Source organism: Streptomyces sp. NBC_00576 (assembly GCF_036345175.1).
Taxonomy (GTDB): Bacteria; Actinomycetota; Actinomycetes; order Streptomycetales; family Streptomycetaceae; genus Streptomyces.
The window spans coordinates 9,190,076-9,208,282 of sequence record NZ_CP107780.1 but is presented as its reverse complement, the minus strand read 5'-3'; the positions used below and the strand labels follow the sequence as shown (position 1 = coordinate 9,208,282).

17 protein-coding genes, 1 tRNA gene and 1 pseudogene are annotated in these 18,207 nt (G+C 69.8%); 4 read left to right on the top strand and 15 right to left on the bottom strand.

Translation table 11 applies throughout. From position 1 onward, the window contains the following. Positions 1 to 45: 45 nt before the first annotated feature. The 5 genes from ruvA to pdxS form a co-directional block, all read right to left on the bottom strand. A complete protein-coding gene (gene ruvA, locus OG734_RS40205; RefSeq protein ID WP_330292328.1) occupies positions 46 to 654 on the bottom strand; it encodes a Holliday junction branch migration protein RuvA in 609 nt (202 codons plus the stop codon). Then, positions 651 to 1,292, bottom strand: coding sequence for a crossover junction endodeoxyribonuclease RuvC (gene ruvC / locus OG734_RS40200; protein ID WP_330292327.1), 642 nt, complete (start codon positions 1,290 to 1,292; stop codon positions 651 to 653). Before ruvC ends, ruvA begins: the two co-directional genes overlap by 4 nt. A 141-nt stretch (positions 1,293 to 1,433) precedes the next feature. Beyond that, positions 1,434 to 2,186: a YebC/PmpR family DNA-binding transcriptional regulator gene (locus tag OG734_RS40195; RefSeq protein WP_330292326.1), complete on the bottom strand. Its 753-nt coding sequence runs from the start codon at positions 2,184 to 2,186 to the stop codon at positions 1,434 to 1,436. A 48-nt stretch (positions 2,187 to 2,234) separates the two neighbouring features. Further along, a complete protein-coding gene (pdxT, locus tag OG734_RS40190; protein WP_330292325.1) occupies positions 2,235 to 2,867 on the bottom strand; it encodes a pyridoxal 5'-phosphate synthase glutaminase subunit PdxT in 633 nt (210 codons plus the stop codon). 5 nt (positions 2,868 to 2,872) lie between these two features. Further along, entirely contained in the window at positions 2,873 to 3,721 is an 849-nt protein-coding gene (gene pdxS / locus OG734_RS40185; RefSeq protein ID WP_203689665.1) for a pyridoxal 5'-phosphate synthase lyase subunit PdxS, read from the bottom strand. 108 nt (positions 3,722 to 3,829) lie between these two features. Here pdxS and OG734_RS48155 point away from each other — a divergent pair. Then, a pseudogene (locus tag OG734_RS48155) lies at positions 3,830 to 3,986 on the top strand (cobyrinate a,c-diamide synthase); the annotation flags it as partial. A 31-nt stretch (positions 3,987 to 4,017) separates the two neighbouring features. On the opposite strand, the gene OG734_RS40180 reads toward OG734_RS48155, so the two are convergent. The 4 genes from OG734_RS40180 to pgsA form a co-directional block, all read right to left on the bottom strand. Then, a complete protein-coding gene (locus OG734_RS40180) occupies positions 4,018 to 4,563 on the bottom strand; it encodes a hypothetical protein (protein WP_330292323.1) in 546 nt (181 codons plus the stop codon). Positions 4,564 to 4,732: 169 nt separating this feature from the next. Continuing rightward, the gene (locus tag OG734_RS40175) at positions 4,733 to 5,899 is read right to left on the bottom strand and encodes a glycosyltransferase family 4 protein (RefSeq protein WP_330292322.1); all 1,167 of its coding nucleotides are present in this window, start codon (positions 5,897 to 5,899) and stop codon (positions 4,733 to 4,735) included. Then, positions 5,896 to 6,861 (bottom strand): phosphatidylinositol mannoside acyltransferase, encoded by a 966-nt coding sequence (locus tag OG734_RS40170; RefSeq protein ID WP_330292321.1) that lies wholly within the window; start codon positions 6,859 to 6,861, stop codon positions 5,896 to 5,898. Before OG734_RS40170 ends, OG734_RS40175 begins: the two co-directional genes overlap by 4 nt. After that, complete coding sequence (gene pgsA, locus OG734_RS40165) at positions 6,858 to 7,592, bottom strand: phosphatidylinositol phosphate synthase (protein ID WP_330293959.1); 735 nt, start codon at positions 7,590 to 7,592, stop codon at positions 6,858 to 6,860. The genes OG734_RS40170 and pgsA overlap by 4 nt, the downstream gene beginning before the upstream one ends. 262 nt (positions 7,593 to 7,854) lie before the next feature. Here pgsA and OG734_RS40160 point away from each other — a divergent pair, with 262 nt between their 5' ends. Then, positions 7,855 to 10,053: an elongation factor G-like protein EF-G2 gene (locus OG734_RS40160; protein WP_330292320.1), complete on the top strand. Its 2,199-nt coding sequence runs from the start codon at positions 7,855 to 7,857 to the stop codon at positions 10,051 to 10,053. A gap of 218 nt (positions 10,054 to 10,271) precedes the next feature. Beyond that, positions 10,272 to 11,939: a hypothetical protein gene (locus OG734_RS40155; RefSeq protein WP_330292319.1), complete on the top strand. Its 1,668-nt coding sequence runs from the start codon at positions 10,272 to 10,274 to the stop codon at positions 11,937 to 11,939. Positions 11,940 to 12,035: 96 nt separating this feature from the next. Here OG734_RS40155 and OG734_RS40150 read toward each other — a convergent pair whose 3' ends face one another. The 4 genes from OG734_RS40150 to OG734_RS40135 form a co-directional block, all read right to left on the bottom strand. Then, the gene (locus OG734_RS40150) at positions 12,036 to 12,629 is read right to left on the bottom strand and encodes an HIT family protein (protein ID WP_330292318.1); all 594 of its coding nucleotides are present in this window, start codon (positions 12,627 to 12,629) and stop codon (positions 12,036 to 12,038) included. A 107-nt stretch (positions 12,630 to 12,736) separates the two neighbouring features. Further along, on the bottom strand, positions 12,737 to 14,716 hold the full coding sequence (thrS, locus tag OG734_RS40145) for a threonine--tRNA ligase (RefSeq protein ID WP_330292317.1): 1,980 nt from the start codon (positions 14,714 to 14,716) through the stop codon (positions 12,737 to 12,739). Positions 14,717 to 14,838: 122 nt separating this feature from the next. Next, complete coding sequence (locus tag OG734_RS40140; RefSeq protein ID WP_330292316.1) at positions 14,839 to 16,062, bottom strand: hypothetical protein; 1,224 nt, start codon at positions 16,060 to 16,062, stop codon at positions 14,839 to 14,841. Beyond that, complete coding sequence (locus OG734_RS40135; protein WP_330292315.1) at positions 16,059 to 16,625, bottom strand: DUF4365 domain-containing protein; 567 nt, start codon at positions 16,623 to 16,625, stop codon at positions 16,059 to 16,061. The genes OG734_RS40140 and OG734_RS40135 overlap by 4 nt, the downstream gene beginning before the upstream one ends. A 168-nt stretch (positions 16,626 to 16,793) precedes the next feature. Here OG734_RS40135 and OG734_RS40130 point away from each other — a divergent pair, with 168 nt between their 5' ends. Further along, on the top strand, positions 16,794 to 17,519 hold the full coding sequence (locus tag OG734_RS40130) for a 3'-5' exonuclease (protein ID WP_330292314.1): 726 nt from the start codon (positions 16,794 to 16,796) through the stop codon (positions 17,517 to 17,519). Positions 17,520 to 17,602: 83 nt separating this feature from the next. Here OG734_RS40130 and OG734_RS40125 read toward each other — a convergent pair. Continuing rightward, positions 17,603 to 17,674, bottom strand: a tRNA-Val gene (locus tag OG734_RS40125). Between the two features lie 39 nt (positions 17,675 to 17,713). Then, positions 17,714 to 18,160, bottom strand: a complete 447-nt coding sequence (locus OG734_RS40120; protein ID WP_330292313.1) for an SRPBCC family protein — start codon at positions 18,158 to 18,160, stop codon at positions 17,714 to 17,716. Positions 18,161 to 18,207: the final 47 nt, after the last annotated feature.

Here is an 18,207-nt window from a genome sequence, read left to right as displayed (position 1 = left end):
GGGGTGCACGGGGGCGGGGCGCCGCCGGTCAGCCGACTCTGTCGGTCAGCGGGCTCTGTTGAGGGTCTGCAGGGCCGCTTTCAGCAACTGGCCCACCTGGGGTGTGCCTTCGGCGGCCTCGGCCTGGGGTGTCACGGCGGCCACCGCCTCGTCGGCCTCGCGGGTCGCGTACCCGAGGCCGATCAGGGCCGCGTGCAGCTGGTCGCGCCAGCCGGTGGTGATCGGGGAGCCGATGGCGGGGCCGGTGCCGAGGGGCGCGCCGAGACGGTCCTTCAGCTCCAGGAGGAGCTTCTGGGCACCCCTCTTGCCGATGCCGGGCACCGCGATCAGCGCCTTCTCGTCCGCCGTGGCCACCGCGCGGCGCAGGGCGTCCGGTGAGTGGACGGCCAGCATGGCCTGGGCGAGGCGGGGGCCGACACCGCTCGCGGTCTGGAGCAGCTCGAAGGTCTGCCGCTCGTCGTCGTCCTGGAAGCCGTACAGGGTCAGGGAGTCCTCGCGGACCACCAGGGAGGTGGCGAGTCTGGCCTGCTGTCCCATCCGGAGGCCGGACAGAGTGTTGGGGGCGCACTGGACGGCGATGCCGATGCCACCCACCTCGACCACCGCTGAGTCAGGGGCGAGAGCGGCGACCGGGCCGCTGACGAAGGCGATCATGCGGGGCGGCCTTTCGGGGCGAGTGCTGTTGTCGACACGGGTGCTGTTTTCGATGCAGGTGTTTTGGCCTGCGCCTTGTGGAGAGCGACGGCCTGCTGGAGCCGGTTCTGCGCGACGGCCTGCTGGAGCCGGTTCTGCGCGACGGCCTGCTGAAGGCGCGTCTGTGCGGGTGCGCGCCAGATGTGGCAGATGGCGAGCGCGAGGGCGTCGGCGGCGTCGGCCGGCTTGGGGGGCGCGTCGAGCCGGAGCAACCGGGTCACCATCGCGCCGACCTGGGCCTTGTCCGCGCGTCCGCTGCCGGTGACGGCGGCCTTGACCTCGCTGGGGGTGTGCAGGGCGACGGGGATGCCGCGCCGCGCCGCACACAGCATCGCGACGGCACTGGCCTGGGCCGTGCCCATCACCGTACGGACGTTGTGCTGGCTGAACACCCGCTCCACGGCGACGAATTCGGGCCGGTGCTCGTCGAGCCACTGCTCGATGCCCCGCTCGATCTCGACGAGTCGCAGGCCCAGTTCGGCGTCCGCCGGCGTGCGTACGACGCCGACGCCGATCATCGTCAGCGGGCGTCCGGGGACTCCCTCGACGACACCGACCCCGCATCGGGTCAGTCCCGGGTCAACTCCGAGTACGCGCACCCGCCCCACCCCTCTGTCCGGTCGCGGTCCGTCGACGGTGATCTTTGACTGCCGTCAGGCTATCCGCTGCCACTGACAACAGCGGCGGGCCGGTAGGACGTGTCCCACCGGCCCGCCGGAACCGCTCGTCTCGCGGCAGTGCTACGCGTCGACCTTCTCCATGACCTCGTCGCTGACGTCGAAGTTGGCGAAGACGTTCTGCACGTCGTCGCTGTCCTCCAGTGCGTCGATCAGCTTGAAGATCTTCCTGGCGCCGTCCTCGTCCAGCTCGACCTGCATGGTCGGGACGAAGTTGGCGTCGGCGGAGTCGTAATCGATGCCGCCTTCCTGGAGCGCGGTGCGCACCGCGACCAGGTCGGTGGCCTCGGAGATGACCTCGAAGGACTCACCGAGGTCGTTGACCTCCTCGGCACCGGCTTCCAGCACAGCGCCCAGGACATCGTCCTCGGACAGCTCACCCTTGGGGACGACGATGACGCCCTTGCGGTTGAAGAGGTACGAGACGGAGCCGGGGTCGGCCATGTTGCCGCCGTTGCGGGTCATGGCGACGCGGACGTCCGAGGCGGCGCGGTTGCGGTTGTCGGTGAGGCACTCGATGAGCACCGCGACACCGTTGGGGCCGTAACCCTCGTACATGATCGTCTCGTAGTCGGCGCCACCGGCTTCGAGGCCTGCGCCGCGCTTGACCGCGGAGTCGATGTTCTTGTTCGGAACCGAGCTCTTCTTGGCCTTCTGGATGGCGTCGAAAAGCGTCGGGTTACCGGCCGGGTCGGCGCCGCCCGTTCGTGCCGCAACCTCGATGTTCTTGATCATCTTCGCGAAGAGCTTGCCGCGCTTGGCGTCGATCACGGCCTTCTTGTGCTTCGTCGTAGCCCATTTAGAGTGGCCGGACATCTGCCTGTCTCCTTCGCGTAACCCATCTCTGTACGAACCCCAGAGATCCTACAAGGACTCCGCTGCACGGTCCGCGCCCGTAGGCCGTGCCATGTGGGCCCGCACCATGCCGACGAACAGAGAGTGGACGCGGTGGTCGCCGGTGAGTTCCGGGTGGAACGACGTGGCGAGCGCGTTGCCCTGACGGACGGCGACGATGTGACCGGCGTGCTCGGCGAGCACCTCGGCCTCGGCGCCCACGGACTCGACCCAGGGGGCACGGATGAAGACTCCCTCCACAGGATCGCCCTCCACGCCCCGCACGTCGACCGCCGCTTCGAAGGACTCGTTCTGGCGTCCGAAGGCGTTGCGCCGCACGATCATGTCGATGCCGCCGACGGTCTCCTGGCCCGAGCGCGGGTCGAGGATCTTGTCGGCGAGCATGATCATGCCGGCGCAGGTGCCGTAGACGGGCATTCCGGCGCGCACGCGCGCGCGGAGGGGCTCCATCACGCCGAAGAGGACGGCCAGCTTGGAGATGGTGGTGGACTCACCGCCGGGGATGATCAGGCCATCCACTTCGGCGAGTTCCTCGGGGCGCCGCACCGGCCTGGCCAGAGCGTCCGCCTCGGCCAGGGCGATGAGGTGCTCCTGCACGTCGCCCTGGAGGGCCAGGACACCTACGACGGGGGTGTCGTTCATGAGTGCTACCAGCCCCGGTTCGCGTAGCGCTCGGCCTCGGGCAGCGTGTCGCAGTTGATGCCGACCATGGCCTCGCCGAGGTTGCGGGACGCATCCGCGATGATCTTCGGGTCGTCGTAGAAGGTGGTCGCCTTCACGATGGCGGCGGCACGCTTGGCGGGGTCGCCGGACTTGAAGATGCCGGAGCCGACGAAGACACCCTCGGCGCCCAGCTGACGCATGAGCGCGGCGTCGGCGGGGGTCGCCACACCGCCGGCGGAGAACAGCACGACCGGCAGCTTGCCGAGTTCGGCGACCTCCTGGACGAGCTCGTACGGGGCGCGCAGGTCCTTGGCGGCGGCGTACAGCTCGTTGTTGTCGTAGCCGCGCAGACGGGCGATCTCGTTCTTGATCTGCCGCAGGTGGCGGACGGCCTCCACGACGTTGCCGGTACCGGCCTCGCCCTTGGAGCGGATCATCGCCGCGCCCTCGGCTATACGGCGCAGGGCCTCACCGAGGTTGGTGGCACCGCAGACGAAGGGAGTGGTGAAGGCCCACTTGTCGGAGTGGTTGACCTCGTCGGCGGGGGTCAGCACCTCGGACTCGTCGATGTAGTCGACGCCGAGGGACTGCAGGACCTGGGCCTCGACGAAGTGACCGATGCGGGACTTCGCCATGACCGGGATGGACACGGCCTCGATGATGCCCTCGATCATGTCCGGGTCGGACATACGGGCCACGCCGCCGTCCTTGCGGATGTCCGCGGGGACCCGCTCCAGGGCCATGACGGCGACGGCGCCGGCGTCCTCGGCGATCTTGGCCTGCTCGGCGTTGACCACGTCCATGATCACACCGCCCTTGAGCTGCTCGGCCATGCCGCGCTTCACGCGGGCGGTGCCGGTTTCGGGCGTCTGGGCGGAGTTGTAGAGCGTGCTGGACACGGTTTGACCTCACTCGGTGAAAGAGGGTTGCTGCAGTACTGAGGAAACGCGAGGGGACCAGGCCACAGCAAGGGCCAATGGGGAGCCGGTGGATCGTTTTCGCCCCCGCCGCCCCTGCCCGTCCCATCCCTGGGGGCTGCGCCCCCAGACCCCTACGGCCCTGAACGGGCCTTGTCCTCAAATGCCGGACGGGCTGAAAGACCAGGAGCGGGGGGCGAAGAAACCACCCTCTACACCGGCGCACGCTCCGCCAATGCCGTCGGCGGCTCGTCGTCCATCTCGAACGCAAGCGGAAACGGCGCATGCCCCGCCAGCCGGAACCACCGCACCTTCCGATGCCGCCGCAACGCCCGCGCCGCCCGCACCGCGTCGTTGTGGAACCGCCGAGCCATCGGCACCCTGATCACCGCCTCGGTCAGCTCACGCGCCGCCGCCTCCCCGCCGGGCACCTCCCGCACCGCCTCGACCTGCGCCACCTCCCCGAAGACGGCCCGCAGCGCCTGGCTCAGCTCGCTCTCGGCGACCTCCCGCTGCTCCTCCTCGGCCTGCCGCGCGGCGTGCGCCGCCTCGTACAGCACGATCGAGGCGGCCGGATCGAGGACGCCCGCCGTCGCCAACTCCTGGGCGACGGAGGCCCGGCGCAGCAACTGCGCGTCGAGGCCGGCGCGCGTGGCGTCGATGCGGGCGTGCAGACGGTCGAGCCGCCCGGCGGTCCAGCTCAGGTAGAGGCCGATCGCGACGAGCCCGACAAGGATCCAGATGAGGGTTGCGGTCACGGGCGGCAACGCTACATGGGCGCTCCGCTGGTTTCGCGAAGTTCCTCACCTGGTCGTCCCCTGGGGGCTGCCGCCCTCAGACCCCCGCCTTACGGCCCTGAACGGGCCTCGTCCTCAAACGCCGGACAGGCTGGATGGTGCCGGCCACTGCCAAAGGCCGCGGCCCCGCTCAGTCCCGCGCCAGTCCCAGTCGCGCCATCAGTCCCGTTGCCGTCCGCTCGTCCGCCGCGACTGCTGTCGTACCGTCCGTCACCGTCTCGTACACGGACAGGATGTCCGCCCCGACCGTCGACCAGTCGAACCGCCGCACATGGGCGCTGCCCCGCTCCCGCAGCTCGGCGCGGCGGCCGGGGTCGCCCAGGAGCCGTACGGCCGCGGCGGCCAGGGCGTCCGCGTCCTCGTTGGTGAAGAGTTCACCCGCCGCTCCGTGGTCCAGGACCTGGGCGAAGGCGTCGAGATCCGAGGCCAGGACCGGTGCGCCCGCCGACAGTGCCTCGACCAGGATGATCCCGAAGCTCTCCCCGCCGGTGTTGGGTGCGATGTACACGTCCACGCTGCGCAGCAGCCGTGCCTTGTCCTGGTCGCTGACCATGCCCAGGAACTCGACCCGCGAGCGCATCTCGGTCGGCAGGCCCTCCAGCGCCTCCTCCTCGTCGCCGCGGCCCGCGACCAGCAGCCTCGTCGCGGGACGGGCGGCCAGGATCTTCGGGAGCGCCTTCATCAGGACCGGCAGACCCTTGCGGGGTTCGTTGATGCGGCCGATGAAGCCGATCGTGTCGCCCTGCCACTCGGGCTTCGGCTTGGCCCCGGCGAAGGAGTCGACGTCGACGCCGTTCGGGATGACGACCGCGTCGCCGCCCAGGTGTTCCACCAGCGTGCGCCGGGCGTACTCGCTCACCGCGATCCGGGCGCTGATCTTCTCCAGGGCGGCCTGGAGAATCGAGTACGCGGCGATCATGGCCCGGGAGCGCGGGTTCGAGGTGTGGAAGGTGGCCACGATCGGGCCCTGCGCGGCCCAGCAGGCCAGCAGACCCAGTGAGGGCGAGGCCGGCTCATGGATGTGGATCACGTCGAACTCGCCGTCGTGCAGCCACCTCCGCACCCGGGCCGCCGACAGCAAGCCGAAGTTCAGCCGGGCCACCGAGCCGTTGTACGGCACCGGGACCGCGCGGCCGGCCGAGACGACGTACGGCGGGAGCGGGGTGTCGTCGTCGGCGGGGGCGAGGACGGAGACCTCGTGGCCGAGGCGGATGAAGTACTCGGCCAGGTCGCGGATGTGGAACTGGACGCCGCCCGGTACGTCCCAGGAGTACGGGCAGACGATACCGATCTTCACGGGGTCCCCTTCTCGGGGTCCCGCACGACACCGTTCGTGCTCACGGTGCTCTTCTCCGGATCCTTCGCGGGGTCGAGATCCGCGAGCCACAGCCGCTGAAGCATGTGCCAGTCCTCCGGGTGGTCGGCGATTCCCGTGGCGAAGGCATCGGCCAGCGCCTGTGTCATGACAGACGTCTTCTCGGCCTTCGTACCTGTCCCGGGTACCTCGATCGGCGGATGAATCCGTCCCCGCATGACCGGCGAGTCGTCGTACCACAGGGTCACCGGGAGCAGGAGCGCGCCCGTCTGCTGGGCCAGCAGGGCCGGACCGGCCGGCATCCGGGCCGCGTCGCCGAAGAACTTCACCTCGACGCCCGAGGCGGACAGGTCCCGGTCGGCGACCAGGCAGACCAGGCCGCCGTCCCGCAGCCGCCGCGCCAGGGTGCCGAACGCGGTACCGCCGTTGTGCGGCAGAACCTCCATGCCCAGGCCCTCGCGATAGGCGACGAACCGGTCGTACAGCGTCTCCGGCTTCAGGCGCTCGGCGACCGTCGTGAACCGTGTCTCCAGCTTCGTGGTGACCCAGGCACCGGCCAGGTCCCAGTTGCCCAGGTGCGGAAGCGCGAGGATCACGCCCCGGCCCGAGGCCAGACCGTCGGTCAGGTGGTGCAGGTCCTTCGCATCGAAACCCGACTTCACCCGCTCCGGGCTCCACGCCGGGAGCCGGAAGGACTCCATCCAGTAGCGCAGATACGAACGCATGCCCGCGCGGGACAGTTCGGCGAGGCGCTGTGGTGTCGCGTCGGGCACCACGCGCGCGTAGTTCGATTCGAGCCGTCGTACGCGCTCTCCGCGCCGCTTCCAGGCGAGGTCGGCGATGGTCCGCCCGAGCCGGGCGGCGACGGGCTCCGGGAGCATCTTGACGGCGCTCCAGCCCACCGCGTACGCGCCGTCCGTCAGCCGCCCCCGCAGGTCGCTCACGATGAGGCCTCACTGCTCTGGGCGGTGCCCTCGCGCGCGGCCGCCTCGTCCGCCTCCGCGGACTCCCGGCGGACCGTGACGACGCGCTGGATCAGCGTGACCAGGCTGCCGACGGCGACGATCCACAGGGCCACCGGCAGCAGGTACTGGATGCCGGGCACGCCGAATTTGTGCAGGCCCGCGAGACCGGCCGCGACCAGCGAGATCACCAGGCGCTCGGCGCGCTCGATGAGTCCGTTGACAGCGACGGGCAGGCCGATCGACTCGCCGCGCGCCTTGGTGTACGAGACCACCTGGCCGCTGGTCAGACAGAAGATCGAGACCGCGCACAGGACGTTGTCGTTGCCGCCGCCCGCGTACCAGAGGGCGAAGCCACCGAAGACCGCGCCGTCGGCCACCCGGTCGAGGGTGGAGTCCAGGAAGGCGCCCCAGCGGCTGGAGCGGCCCAGCTGGCGTGCCATGTTGCCGTCGACGAGGTCCGAGAAAACGAACAACGTGATGACGATCGTGCCCCAGAAGAGCTCTCCCCTGGGGTAGAAGACCAGCGCGCCCGCGATCACTCCGGCGGTGCCGAGGAGCGTGACCGTGTCGGGACTGACGCCCCGGCGGATGAGAAACGCTGCGAACGGTGTGAGGACACGCGTGAAGAATGCACGCGCGTACTTGTTCAGCATGGCCTTCCCGAGGGTCGGTTTCGCCGTGCGGCCCCTACTGGCCACCGGCTGGCCCATCGTAGCCACGCGCGCGGATGTGCGACGTTCGGGCACCCACCCCGCGTCACGTCCTGACGGCATCCGGGTCACAGCGGGATGTCGGCGGCCCGGGTCACCCGACCCGCACCGTCCCGTCCGCACGATCGCGTCCGCCGTATGGACGCACCGTGACGCTGGTGCGAAGCTCGAAAGCACCGCGGGCGTCACCGGAGCCGCCACCGCACGCGGATCGGCCACGTCCGCGCCCACAGTGACCTCACCGTGCACGGGAGGCAGGACCATGGGCGACAAGGCGAACGCACACCCCGGAGCCGCCGGCAGGGCTACAACGGCCGACCACCCCGCGTCCGTACGGAATGTGGTGCTGGTCGGCCACTCCGGATCGGGCAAGACAACTCTGGTGGAGGCTCTCGCGCTGACCGCGGGAGCAGTCAACCGGGCGGGCCGTGTGGAGGACGGCGGCACCGTCTCCGACTACGACGAGATCGAGCATCGGCAGCACCGCTCGGTACAGCTCTCGCTGGTATCCGTCGAATGGGGCGGATACAAGATCAATATTCTGGACACTCCCGGATACGCCGACTTTGTCGGGGAACTCAGGGCCGGTCTGCGCGCGGCGGACGCGGCCCTCTTCGTCGTCTCGGCCTCGGACGGGGTGGACGGCTCGACCCGGATGGTGTGGGAGGAGTGCGCGGCGGTCGGCATGCCGCGGGCCATCGTCGTCACACATCTGGAGTCCGCGCGCGCGGACTTCGACGACATGACACGGATCTGCGCGGAGGCCTTCGGCGCGGACGACCCCGACGCCGTACTGCCGCTCTATCTGCCGCTGCACGGTGCGCCGGGGCCCGACGGGCACGCGCCCGTGACCGGGCTGACCGGGCTGCTGTCGCAGAAGCTGTTCGACTACTCCTCCGGGGAGCGCAAGGAGGCAGAACCGGGGCCCGACCAGCTCCCGGGCATCGAGGAGGCTCGCAACCGGCTCATCGAGGGGATCATCGCGGAGAGCGAGGACGAGACCCTCATGGACCGCTATCTGGGCGGCGAGGAGATCGACTTCAAGACCTTGGTCGACGACCTGGAACGGGCCGTCGCGCGCGGGACCTTCTTCCCCGTGCTCGCCGCCGCCCCAGCCGCCGAGGGCGCCCGGCAGGGCCTCGGCACGGTCGAGCTGCTGGAACTGGTCACCGGAGGCTTCCCGACCCCGCTGGAGCGCGAGGCGCCCGGGGTCACCACGGTGGACGGCCGCCCGCGCGAGCTGAAGCTCTGCGATCCGGACGGCCCGTTGGTCGCGGAGGTCGTGAAGACGGCCAGCGACCCCTACGTGGGCCGGGTGTCGCTCGTCCGCGTCTTCTCCGGCACCCTGCGGCCCGACGAGACGGTCCACGTCTCCGGGCACGGGCTCGCCGACCGCGGCCACGAGGATCACGATGTCGACGAGCGCATCGGCGCCCTGTCCGCGCCCTTCGGCAAGCAGCAGCGCCCGCTCACGCACTGCATCGCGGGCGACCTGGCCTGTGTGGCGAAGCTGAACCGGGCGGAGACCGGCGACACCCTCTCCGCGAAGGACGACCCGCTCCTGATGGAACCGTGGGAGATGCCCGACCCGCTGCTGCCGCTCGCCATCCAGGCGCACAGCAAGGCGGACGAGGACAAGCTCTCACAGGGCCTCGGCCGGCTCGTCGCCGAGGACCCCACCATGCGGCTCGAACAGAACCCCGACACCCACCAGGTGGTCCTGTGGTGCCTGGGCGAGGCACACGCGGACGTCGCCCTGGAACGGCTGCGCAACCGGTACGGCGTCCAGGTCGACGTCATACCGCACAGGGTCTCCCTACGGGAGACGTTCGGCGGCCGGTCGGCGGGGCGCGGACGCCATGTGAAGCAGTCCGGCGGGCACGGGCAGTTCGCGATCTGCGCGATCGAGGTGGAACCGCTGCCCGGCGGCTCGGGCATCGAGTTCGTGGACAAGGTCGTCGGCGGCGCCGTGCCCAGGCAGTTCATCCCGTCCGTCGAGAAGGGCGTACGGGCCCAGGCCGGCAAGGGAGTCGCGGCCGGCTATCCGCTCATCGACGTACGGATCACCCTGCTCGACGGCAAGGCGCACTCGGTGGACTCCTCCGACGCCGCGTTCCAGACCGCCGGCGCGCTCGCACTGCGCGAGGCAGCCGCCGACGCGAAGATCCATCTACTCGAACCCGTGGCCGAGGTGACGGTACTCGTCGGCGACGACTACGTGGGGTCCGTGATGAGCGACCTGTCCGGACGGCGCGGCCGGGTAGTCGGCACCGAGCAGGCGAGCGGCGGGCGGACCCTCGTACGTGCCGAGGTGCCCGAGATCGAGATCGGCCGTTACGCCGTCGATCTGCGCTCCCTCTCGCACGGGACCGCCCGCTTCGACCGCAAGTACGCACGGCACGAACCGATGCCGCCGCAGATCGCCGAAAGGGTCCGCGAACAAGCCCAGAGCACCCCGTAGTTGGCGAGCAGTACCCGACAAGTGGCCTTTGCGGAACGCTTTCCTCCACATCGGCGGACGGCTTGTGCCGTCCGCCGCCCGATTGTCGGTGGCTGCGGATACGCTGATCACCTGATCAAGTTGTGACTCGATCAACGTGATGACCTGTTCAACAGGTGTGCGGAGCAAGGAAGTCGGGAAGGCCGCAGAAGCGGGTACGGCGGCGAGGGGGCGGCACAGTGGCGGACGACGGTTTCGATTTCAGTCCCGGGGCTCAGGTGCCCCTGTCGGGTTCCGCAGGCCAGACGGCGGCGACCTTCGCGCTGGCCTCGGCGGCCTACCGGGAGGACGACGAGGTCACGAAGATCCTCGAAGCCGACAACGAGTGGCACAAGTCGACGGTGAAGGGACCCCGGGGCAAATGGGCCACGATCTTCCGGCCCAAGCTCGGTGAGGCCTTCTCCCGAGCCGTGATCGACCGCATGCTTGGCGCCGGCCGCAAGCCCCTGATCCAGTCCTTCGGCACCGAGCCGCAGGTCGTGGTCGAGCACGCCCTCGCGGCGCACCGCATCCGGCGGGACCGCGACAACTGGCTCTCCGCGGTGATGGTGCTGTGCGGGGTGCTCTTCCTCCCCGGGCTCCTGCTCTGGCTGCTGGTCTTCGTCGGCCGCGCGAACATCGCCAAACGCGAGGACAAGCGGGCCTCCGCGCTCGCCACCACCCTGCTCGTCGCCGTCGGCGCCTTCGCGGTGATCTTCCTGATCAAGATGCCGTTCACCGGCTTCTGGGCCCTGTACGCACGCGCATGCCTGGTCCTGCCGGTCGTCGGCTGGCTGTGGGCCAAGCAGATCTGCGAGCGCACCGCGAAGGACCTGCGCGAGCGCTGGGACGCCCTGCTCTCCGGCGGTGGCGTCGGGGCCAAGATCCCCGAGGCGGTCCCCGGCAGCCCCGGCGAGACCGCCGCCGAACATCTGCGCAAGGAACTGGCCCGGCTCAGCGCCGAGCAGCAGTCCAACTCCGTCTTCTACGCCGGACACAAGGGCATACTCGGCATGGGCACGCGGTGGGGCAGCTGGCAGCTCGCCGAAAACCTGGTCCCCCGCGACGCGGCCAAGGAGATCCACCCCTTCCGCAGCTGGGACGTCATACGTTCGATCCACGACCAGTTGCGCATGCTGGAACGCGGCCCGCTCAACACCGGCGGGTTCCCGAAGCCGACTCTGAAGCACTGGATCGTCACGCCCGTCGGCGCGGGCGCCACGGAGGTCTCCCGGCCGACCGGCACGGACGTGGACGCCTACCTGATCAAGAACCACGCCATACAGGACATCTGCAACAAGCAGCAGTTCGGCGACGGCCAGCGGCACTACCTCGGGGTCCAGTGGACGCTGTGGAGCGGGCAGTTGATCATCACCATGCTCATCACGGTGACCGTGCTGCACGAGACGCTGCGCATCGAACTGACCGGACACGCGCTCGGTCCGGTGCACTCCCTCTTCACCAGCAAACCCGCGGCGAAGGAGAAGGAGGTGCAGAAGTCGGTGAGGTTCTGGGAGACCCGGAAGGTGAAGCTGCCGCTGGTCGACGCCGACGAGGTCGTACGCCTCACCGCGCGCGCAGCTCTCACCTGGTACCCGCCGCTGCTGAACTGGCTGGGCGGCTCACTGAGCCTGCCGGAGCCGTTCGGCCTGCGGCACTCCTGGGCGGATCAGCCCTGGCCGCACCGGTTCATGGCCGACGACGTCCTGCGGGCGGCCACGCCAGTGCTGCGGGTCGTGCACGCGGCGGCGATCAAGGTCCTGGAGGAGAACGGCGTGGACACGGAGAAGTTCGGCAGCCGGTCGTCGTTCCTCAGTACGGCGGTACAGGATCCGATGCCCCGCAAGGCAGACGCCTACGACGCGTAGGCGTCCGGCGGTTGGGCAGTGGCGGGTCGGTGGGGGGTGGCCGTCACTGGGGGCTGCGCCCCCAGACCCCCCTACGGCCCTGAACGGGCCTTGTCCTCAAACGCCGGACGGGCTGGGGATGCCTGGGCCTGTGTTCGAGGGCCATGCCTCCGCCAGCATCTTCCTCGTGTCGCCCAGCAGCTGCGGCAGCACCTTCGTGTGGCCGACCACCGGCATGAAGTTCGTGTCGCCGCCCCAGCGCGGAACGATGTGCTGGTGCAGGTGGGCCGCGATGCCCGCGCCCGCCACCGTGCCCTGGTTCATCCCGATGTTGAACCCGTGCGCGCCGGACGCCCGACGCAGGGCCGTCATCGCCTGCTTGGTCAACTCGGCCAGTTCGGCGGTCTCGGAGTCCGTCAGGTCCGTGTAGTCGGCGACATGCCGGTACGGCACGACCATCAGGTGGCCGCCCGTGTACGGGTACAGATTGAGCACCGCGTAGACCTGCTCGCCGCGCCGGAGAATGAGGCCGTCCTCGTCGGACTTGGCCGGGATCGAGCAGAAGGGACAGCCGTCGTCGGCACCTGGACCGGTCGGCTTGTTCTCGCCCTGGATGTACGCCATCCGGTGAGGCGTCCACAGGCGCTGAAACGCGTCCTGCGTCCCGACTCCGATCTGCTGCTCCGGCTCACTCGTCATGCCATGCAGCATATTGCTTCGCCTGTGGGGAGCGTGTCGCCGGGGCGAACAGTGGAGAAGCAGGGGAAAGGCCTCCGGGAAGCCGAGCTTCCCGAAGGCCCGCACCGCGACTGCCGGACTCAGACCTGCGCCCGCTCCTCCACGACCTTCGCGATCTTCGCGAGAGCGTCCGCGAAGGGGATGCCGTTCTCCTGCGAACCGTCCCGGTAGCGGAAGGACACCGTGTCACCGTTCATGTCGTCGTCGCCGACGATGACCATGAACGGCACCTTCTGCTTCTGGGCGTTCCTGATCTTCTTCTGCATGCGGTCGGACGACGAGTCCACCTCGACCCGCAGCCCCTGCTTCTTCGCCTCGGCGGCGAACCTCTGCAGATACTCCACGTGCCCGTCCCCGATCGGGATGCCGACCGCCTGCACGGGCGCCAGCCACGCCGGGAACGCGCCCGCGTAGTGCTCGAGGAGCACCGCGAAGAACCGCTCGATCGAGCCGAACAGCGCGCGGTGGATCATGACGGGCTGCTGCTTGGAGCCGTCCGCGGCCGTGTACTCCAGGCCGAACCGCTTGGGCTGCTGGAAGTCGACCTGGATGGTGGACATCTGCCAGGAGCGGCCGATGGCGTCCTTGGCCTGGACGGAGATCTTCGGGCCGTAGTAGGCGGCGCCGCCCGGATCGGGAACCAGCGGGAGTCCCTGCTTGTCGGCGGCCTGGCGCAGCGCGTCGGTGGCCTCCTCCCACTCGGCGTCCTCACCGATGAACTTCGGGGAGTCGTCGCGGGTGGACAGCTCCAGCTCGAAGTCGTTCAGGCCGTAGTCGCGCAGCAGGTCGAGGACGAAGGTGAGCAGCGAGTCCAGCTCGCTCGCCATCTGGTCCTTGGTGCAGTAGATGTGCGAGTCGTCCTGAGTGAACCCACGAGCGCGGGTCAGGCCGTGCACGACGCCCGACTTCTCGTAGCGGTAGACCGTGCCGAACTCGAAGAGCCTCAGCGGGAGTTCGCGGTAGGAACGGCCGCGCGCCTTGAAGATGAGGTTGTGCATGGGGCAGTTCATCGCCTTGAGGCGGTAGTTCTGCCCGTCGAACTCCAGCGGCGGGAACATCGCGTCCCCGTAGTTCGGCAGGTGCCCCGAGGTCACGAAGAGCTGTTCCTTCGAGATGTGCGGGGTGTTGACGAACTCGTACTCCGCGTCCTCGTGGCGCTTGCGCGAGTAGGTCTCCATCTCGCGGCGGACGATGCCGCCCTTGGGATGGAAGACCGCCAGGCCGGAGCCCAGCTCCTCCGGGATGGAGAAGAGGTCCAGCTCGGCACCGAGCTTGCGGTGGTCGCGCTTCTCGGCCTCGATCAGGAAGTCCAGGTACGCCTTCAGCTCCTCCTTGGTCGGCCACGCGGTGCCGTAGATGCGTTGGAGCTGCGGGTTCTTCTCGCTGCCCCGCCAGTACGCGGCGGCGGAGCGCATCAGCTTGAACGCCGGGATGTTGCGGGTGGTGGGCAGGTGGGGACCGCGACAGAGGTCCTTCCAGCACAGATCACCGGTCTTGGCGTCGATGTTGTCGTAGATGGTCAGCTCGCCGACACCGACCTCGGCGTCCGCGCCCTCGGCGGCCTGCGCGGCATTGCCCTTCAGGCCGATGAGCTCGAGCTTGTACGGCTCGCCGGCCAGCTCCTCGCGAGCGGCCTCGTCGGTGGTGACCCGCCGCGAGAACCGCTGCCCCCGCTTCTGGATCTCCTGCATCTTCTTCTCGACGGCCTTGAGATCCTCGGGCGTGAACGGCTTCTCGACGTCGAAGTCGTAGTAGAAGCCGTCCTTGACCGGCGGGCCGATACCGAGTTTGGCCTCGGGGAACAGTTCCTGCACGGCCTGGGCCATGACGTGGGCGGTGGAGTGGCGCAGGATGTTGAGGCCGTCCTCGGAGGAGATCTCGACGGGCTCGACCTCCTCGCCGTCCGCCACCGCGTACGCGAGATCCTTGAGCTCCCCGCCCACCCGCGCGGCGACGATCGAACGTTCGCCGGCGAAGAGGTCGGCGGCCGTAGTCCCCGTCGTCACCACGCGCTCTTCCCGCTCGGAATCGCGATGGATGATCACACGGACGTCTGACACCGGTCTCTCCTGACTGCAGGTGGGTGCGGCGCCATACCGAGAGCGCGCGCAGTTAAGGATCGTACCGACCCAGCCCCACCCACCGCGAAACAGATAACGGGAAGCCCTCGTCACCGCCCCTCTCAGTCGTCCCCGCTGCACGCCTCCTCGAAGAAATCGAGGTTCTCCTGCAGGGACTTCATCAACCGGTCCCGCTCAGCCTCGTCGACCTGCACGGGTACGACCCCGGAGGCCTGGGTCAGCCGCCGGAAGCCGCCCCGGCTCTCCAGCCGGCCGTGCACCCGTACCGGCAGCCCGATCAGATGAGCGTGCCCGGCGATCCGGTACGCCTCCTCGTCCAACGTCATCCTGACGTGCGGGATCTCGGCACCGGCCAGCACCCGCAGGCGTACGGCGCCCTCCCCTCGCGGCCCCGACCTGCGCATCCGTACCACCGTGCCGGTGATCCGGACCGGCACCGACGGCTCCTCGCGCAGATACCGGGAGCCGGCCGCGCGCAGGGCGGGCAGGTCGCCCGGTGAGAACTCCACGGGTTCGGCGCCGGCCGAGCAGCCCTCCGGGACCTCCGCGCCGGGTGCCCACTCGACGGAGATCCGGGCGCCCTCTGTACCGCGCACGAGGGCGACGAGGGCCTCCGTCAGCTCGTGGCTGACGCCTGCCTCGACGGCGCCGTCGAAGGCGTCCATGCCGCCGGTGGCCCGGTGGTAGTCGATGGCTTCGCGGGCCGCGTACAAGGCCTGATGGAGCCGTACGGCGAGGGGGCGGCCCGTGCCGACGGGGACGAACGCGGTGAGGCTGCGTCCTGCGGGAGCGGCGCCGACGAGGACGTGTTCGAGGAGGGCGTCGGCGGTCCTGCGATGGCGGGCGCCGTAGTAGCCGGCACGCGCGCGCGTGGCGAGCGCTCCGGCGAGCATCATCCGGCGGGCGGCCGAGCGCAGCTGTTCCTCGACGGGCCAGGAGGCGACGCCGGCCGGGCCGGTCGGGACGTCTCGCCACCAGCGGATCTCGTCGCTGGGTACGGCGAGGGCGACGAGCACCTCGCGGGCGGCGGGTGATCCGTTGCGGGTGAGTGCGAGGAGGGCCTCGGCGAGCAGGTCGTCGCTGTCGGGGAAGGCCCGGCTCTCGGGCACGAGGAGGCTCGTGCCGTGGCCACCGGGCCCGGGTGGGGTCCAGCGACCGTACCGCCCGACGGCTCCCCCGCGCCGCTGCCAGCCGTGCCGCCGCAGAAGGGCGCCGAGCACCGCGGGGTCGACCTGTTCCGGCGCGGGCGGTTCGTCGTGCCAGGGGGTGTCCACGGGGTGCGGCCGGACGGGCCGCAGGGGGTTCTCGGTGGGCCGGTGCGTCACGGTCTGCCTCCCGTCCCGACGCGCGTCATGATCTCGCAGAGCGCGCGGTCGTCGAAGATGCGTGAGGTCGGTATCCGCACGGTGGTCCGATGCCGGCCGGTTGTTCGCTGGCCGGCCAGGTTGATCCAGTAGCAGCAGTGCCGCAGGTCGAGGCGGTCGTGGCCGGCGCGCAGCCAGTCGTCCTGCGAGCGCGGTACGAGCATCACGACCAGGATCTTGTGCACCGAGACCGGGGTGCGGGCGAGTTTCGTCAGGTGCGCGTTGTCGAGCGTGAAGGAGAAGTACGGGCCCGGCGGGTTCGGTGCGATCTGGTAGGTGCACTTCAGCTGGACCTTGATGGTGACCTCGTCGTCGACCGTGTGCCCGGGGGCGCCGTGGCTGACGTGCCAGTCGATGCCGTTGTCGGGGAACGGCTGGGAGAGCGAGCAGCCGGCCGCCGCGGCGACGGCGTGCAGATAGCCCACCTGCAGTGTCTCCATGCAGGCGGTGGTGGCGAGGTTGCCTCGATGGGGTGCCGTCCGCTCGGGCAGCAGCCCGCCCCGTTCGGGCTGCGCTATCGCCATGACCAAATGCCTTCCAAACCAGTTGAATTCCCATGACAGGCCATTGAAGTGCGTAAACCTGTACCTCTGTTGTCTCCTTCCGGCGTACGGCGCAAACAGCCCGGGTATCACCAAACGGGCAGAAGACGGTGCGTCAGCTGCCGTGGGTGAACGAGGAGTTGTATAGGTATGACGTGCTGGTACGAGGGCCCCTTGGCCGCGTTCGACACGGAGACCACGGGTGTGGATGTCGAGACCGACCGGATCGTGTCGGCTTCCGTCGTGGTCCAGGAAGGTCCGGCCATCCGGCCGCGGGTCAGCCGCTGGCTGATCAACCCGGGTGTGCCCGTGCCCGCTTCGGCGACGGCGGTGCACGGGCTGACGGACGAACATCTGCAGCGCAACGGCCGCTGGCCGTCCCCTGTGGTGGAGGAGATAGCCCGGGCGCTGGCGGAACAGGCCGCGGCGGGCCGCCCGCTGGTCATCATGAACGCGCCCTTCGATCTGACCATGCTGGACCGGGAGTTGCGCCGCCATCGCGCCTCGTCGCTCGACCGCTGGTTCGAGTCGACACCGCTGCTCGTGCTGGACCCCCGGGTCCTGGACAAGCATCTGGACCGCTACCGCAAGGGCCGCCGCACCCTCACGGACCTGTGCGCGCACTATGGCGTCGCACTGGAGGGCGCCCATGACGCGGCGGCGGACGCGATGGCCTCGCTGGAGGTCGTACGGGCGGTCGGGCGCCGTTTCGCGACGCGGCTGGAGCGCCTCTCCCCCGCCGAACTGCACACGCTCCAGGCGGTGTGGCACGCGGCGCAGGCGCGCGGCCTGCAGGCGTGGTTCGCGAAGAGCGGTGCGCCGGAGGCGGTCGATCCGGCGTGGCCGCTGCGTCCGGAGATGCCGGCGGCGGCATGACCGTAGGCACGAAAGGAGCATGAAAGGCACGAGAAGAGCATGAAAAAAACCGGTCCGTCTATGACGGACCGGCTTTCTCCCGGTGGGCGATACTGGGTTCGAACCAGTGACCTCTTCGGTGTGAACGAAGCGCTCTCCCACTGAGCTAATCGCCCGGGAACGCACCGAACAATACAGGTCCGGGCGGGCTTCGTTCAAACCGCTTGAAGGTGTGCGGTCAGTCCGCGCCGTCCCGCGCGCATCATCAGGGCGTGGTTGGCGCGGAAGAGGGGCCGTCCGGGCACGGCGAGGCGGCGCATCAGCGGCTTGGTGACGTCCACTTCCTGGTCGTAGCGAGCGAGGGTGCCGGAGCCGGCAGAGGTGAGTGTCCAGCGCGCCCAGCCGTCGAGGTCGCCGCTCATGGTGATCTCCAGGATTCCGGCCGCCGGGTCGCGGCGCACCTCGCGGGCGGTGAAGGTCAGGTCGTAGGGGAGCAGGGAGCGGATGCGGACGACTCCGCTGCTGTCGTCGATGCGGTCGACCTCGCGTACCTGCGGCCACCAGCGGGGGTAGTCCTCGGCCTGCTCCAGGGCCTCGTACACGGCGGCGGGTGGCGCGGCCAGGGTCCACAGGGTGCGGAAGCGGTAATGGCTCCAGTCCATGAGTGGAGTGTGCCCGTGTTCCCGCCCTCGCCGCGCGGTACGCGGCG

Bases quoted from the DNA above. Each gene is read 5' to 3' on its own strand.
- ruvA (WP_330292328.1), bottom strand. From the start codon at position 654: ATGATCGCCTTCGTCAGCGGCCCGGTCGCCGCTCTCGCCCCTGACTCA.
- OG734_RS40195 (WP_330292326.1), bottom strand. From the start codon at position 2,186: ATGTCCGGCCACTCTAAATGGGCTACGACGAAGCACAAGAAGGCCGTG.
- pdxT (WP_330292325.1), bottom strand. From the start codon at position 2,867: ATGAACGACACCCCCGTCGTAGGTGTCCTGGCCCTCCAGGGCGACGTG.
- pdxS (WP_203689665.1), bottom strand. From the start codon at position 3,721: ATGGCCGAGCAGCTCAAGGGCGGTGTGATCATGGACGTGGTCAACGCC.
- pgsA (WP_330293959.1), bottom strand. From the start codon at position 7,592: ATGGGCCAGCCGGTGGCCAGTAGGGGCCGCACGGCGAAACCGACCCTC.
- OG734_RS40160 (WP_330292320.1), top strand. From the start codon at position 7,855: ATGGGCGACAAGGCGAACGCACACCCCGGAGCCGCCGGCAGGGCTACA.
- OG734_RS40150 (WP_330292318.1), bottom strand. From the start codon at position 12,629: ATGCTGCATGGCATGACGAGTGAGCCGGAGCAGCAGATCGGAGTCGGG.
- OG734_RS40135 (WP_330292315.1), bottom strand. From the start codon at position 16,625: ATGGCGATAGCGCAGCCCGAACGGGGCGGGCTGCTGCCCGAGCGGACG.
- OG734_RS40130 (WP_330292314.1), top strand. From the start codon at position 16,794: ATGACGTGCTGGTACGAGGGCCCCTTGGCCGCGTTCGACACGGAGACC.
- OG734_RS40120 (WP_330292313.1), bottom strand. From the start codon at position 18,160: ATGGACTGGAGCCATTACCGCTTCCGCACCCTGTGGACCCTGGCCGCG.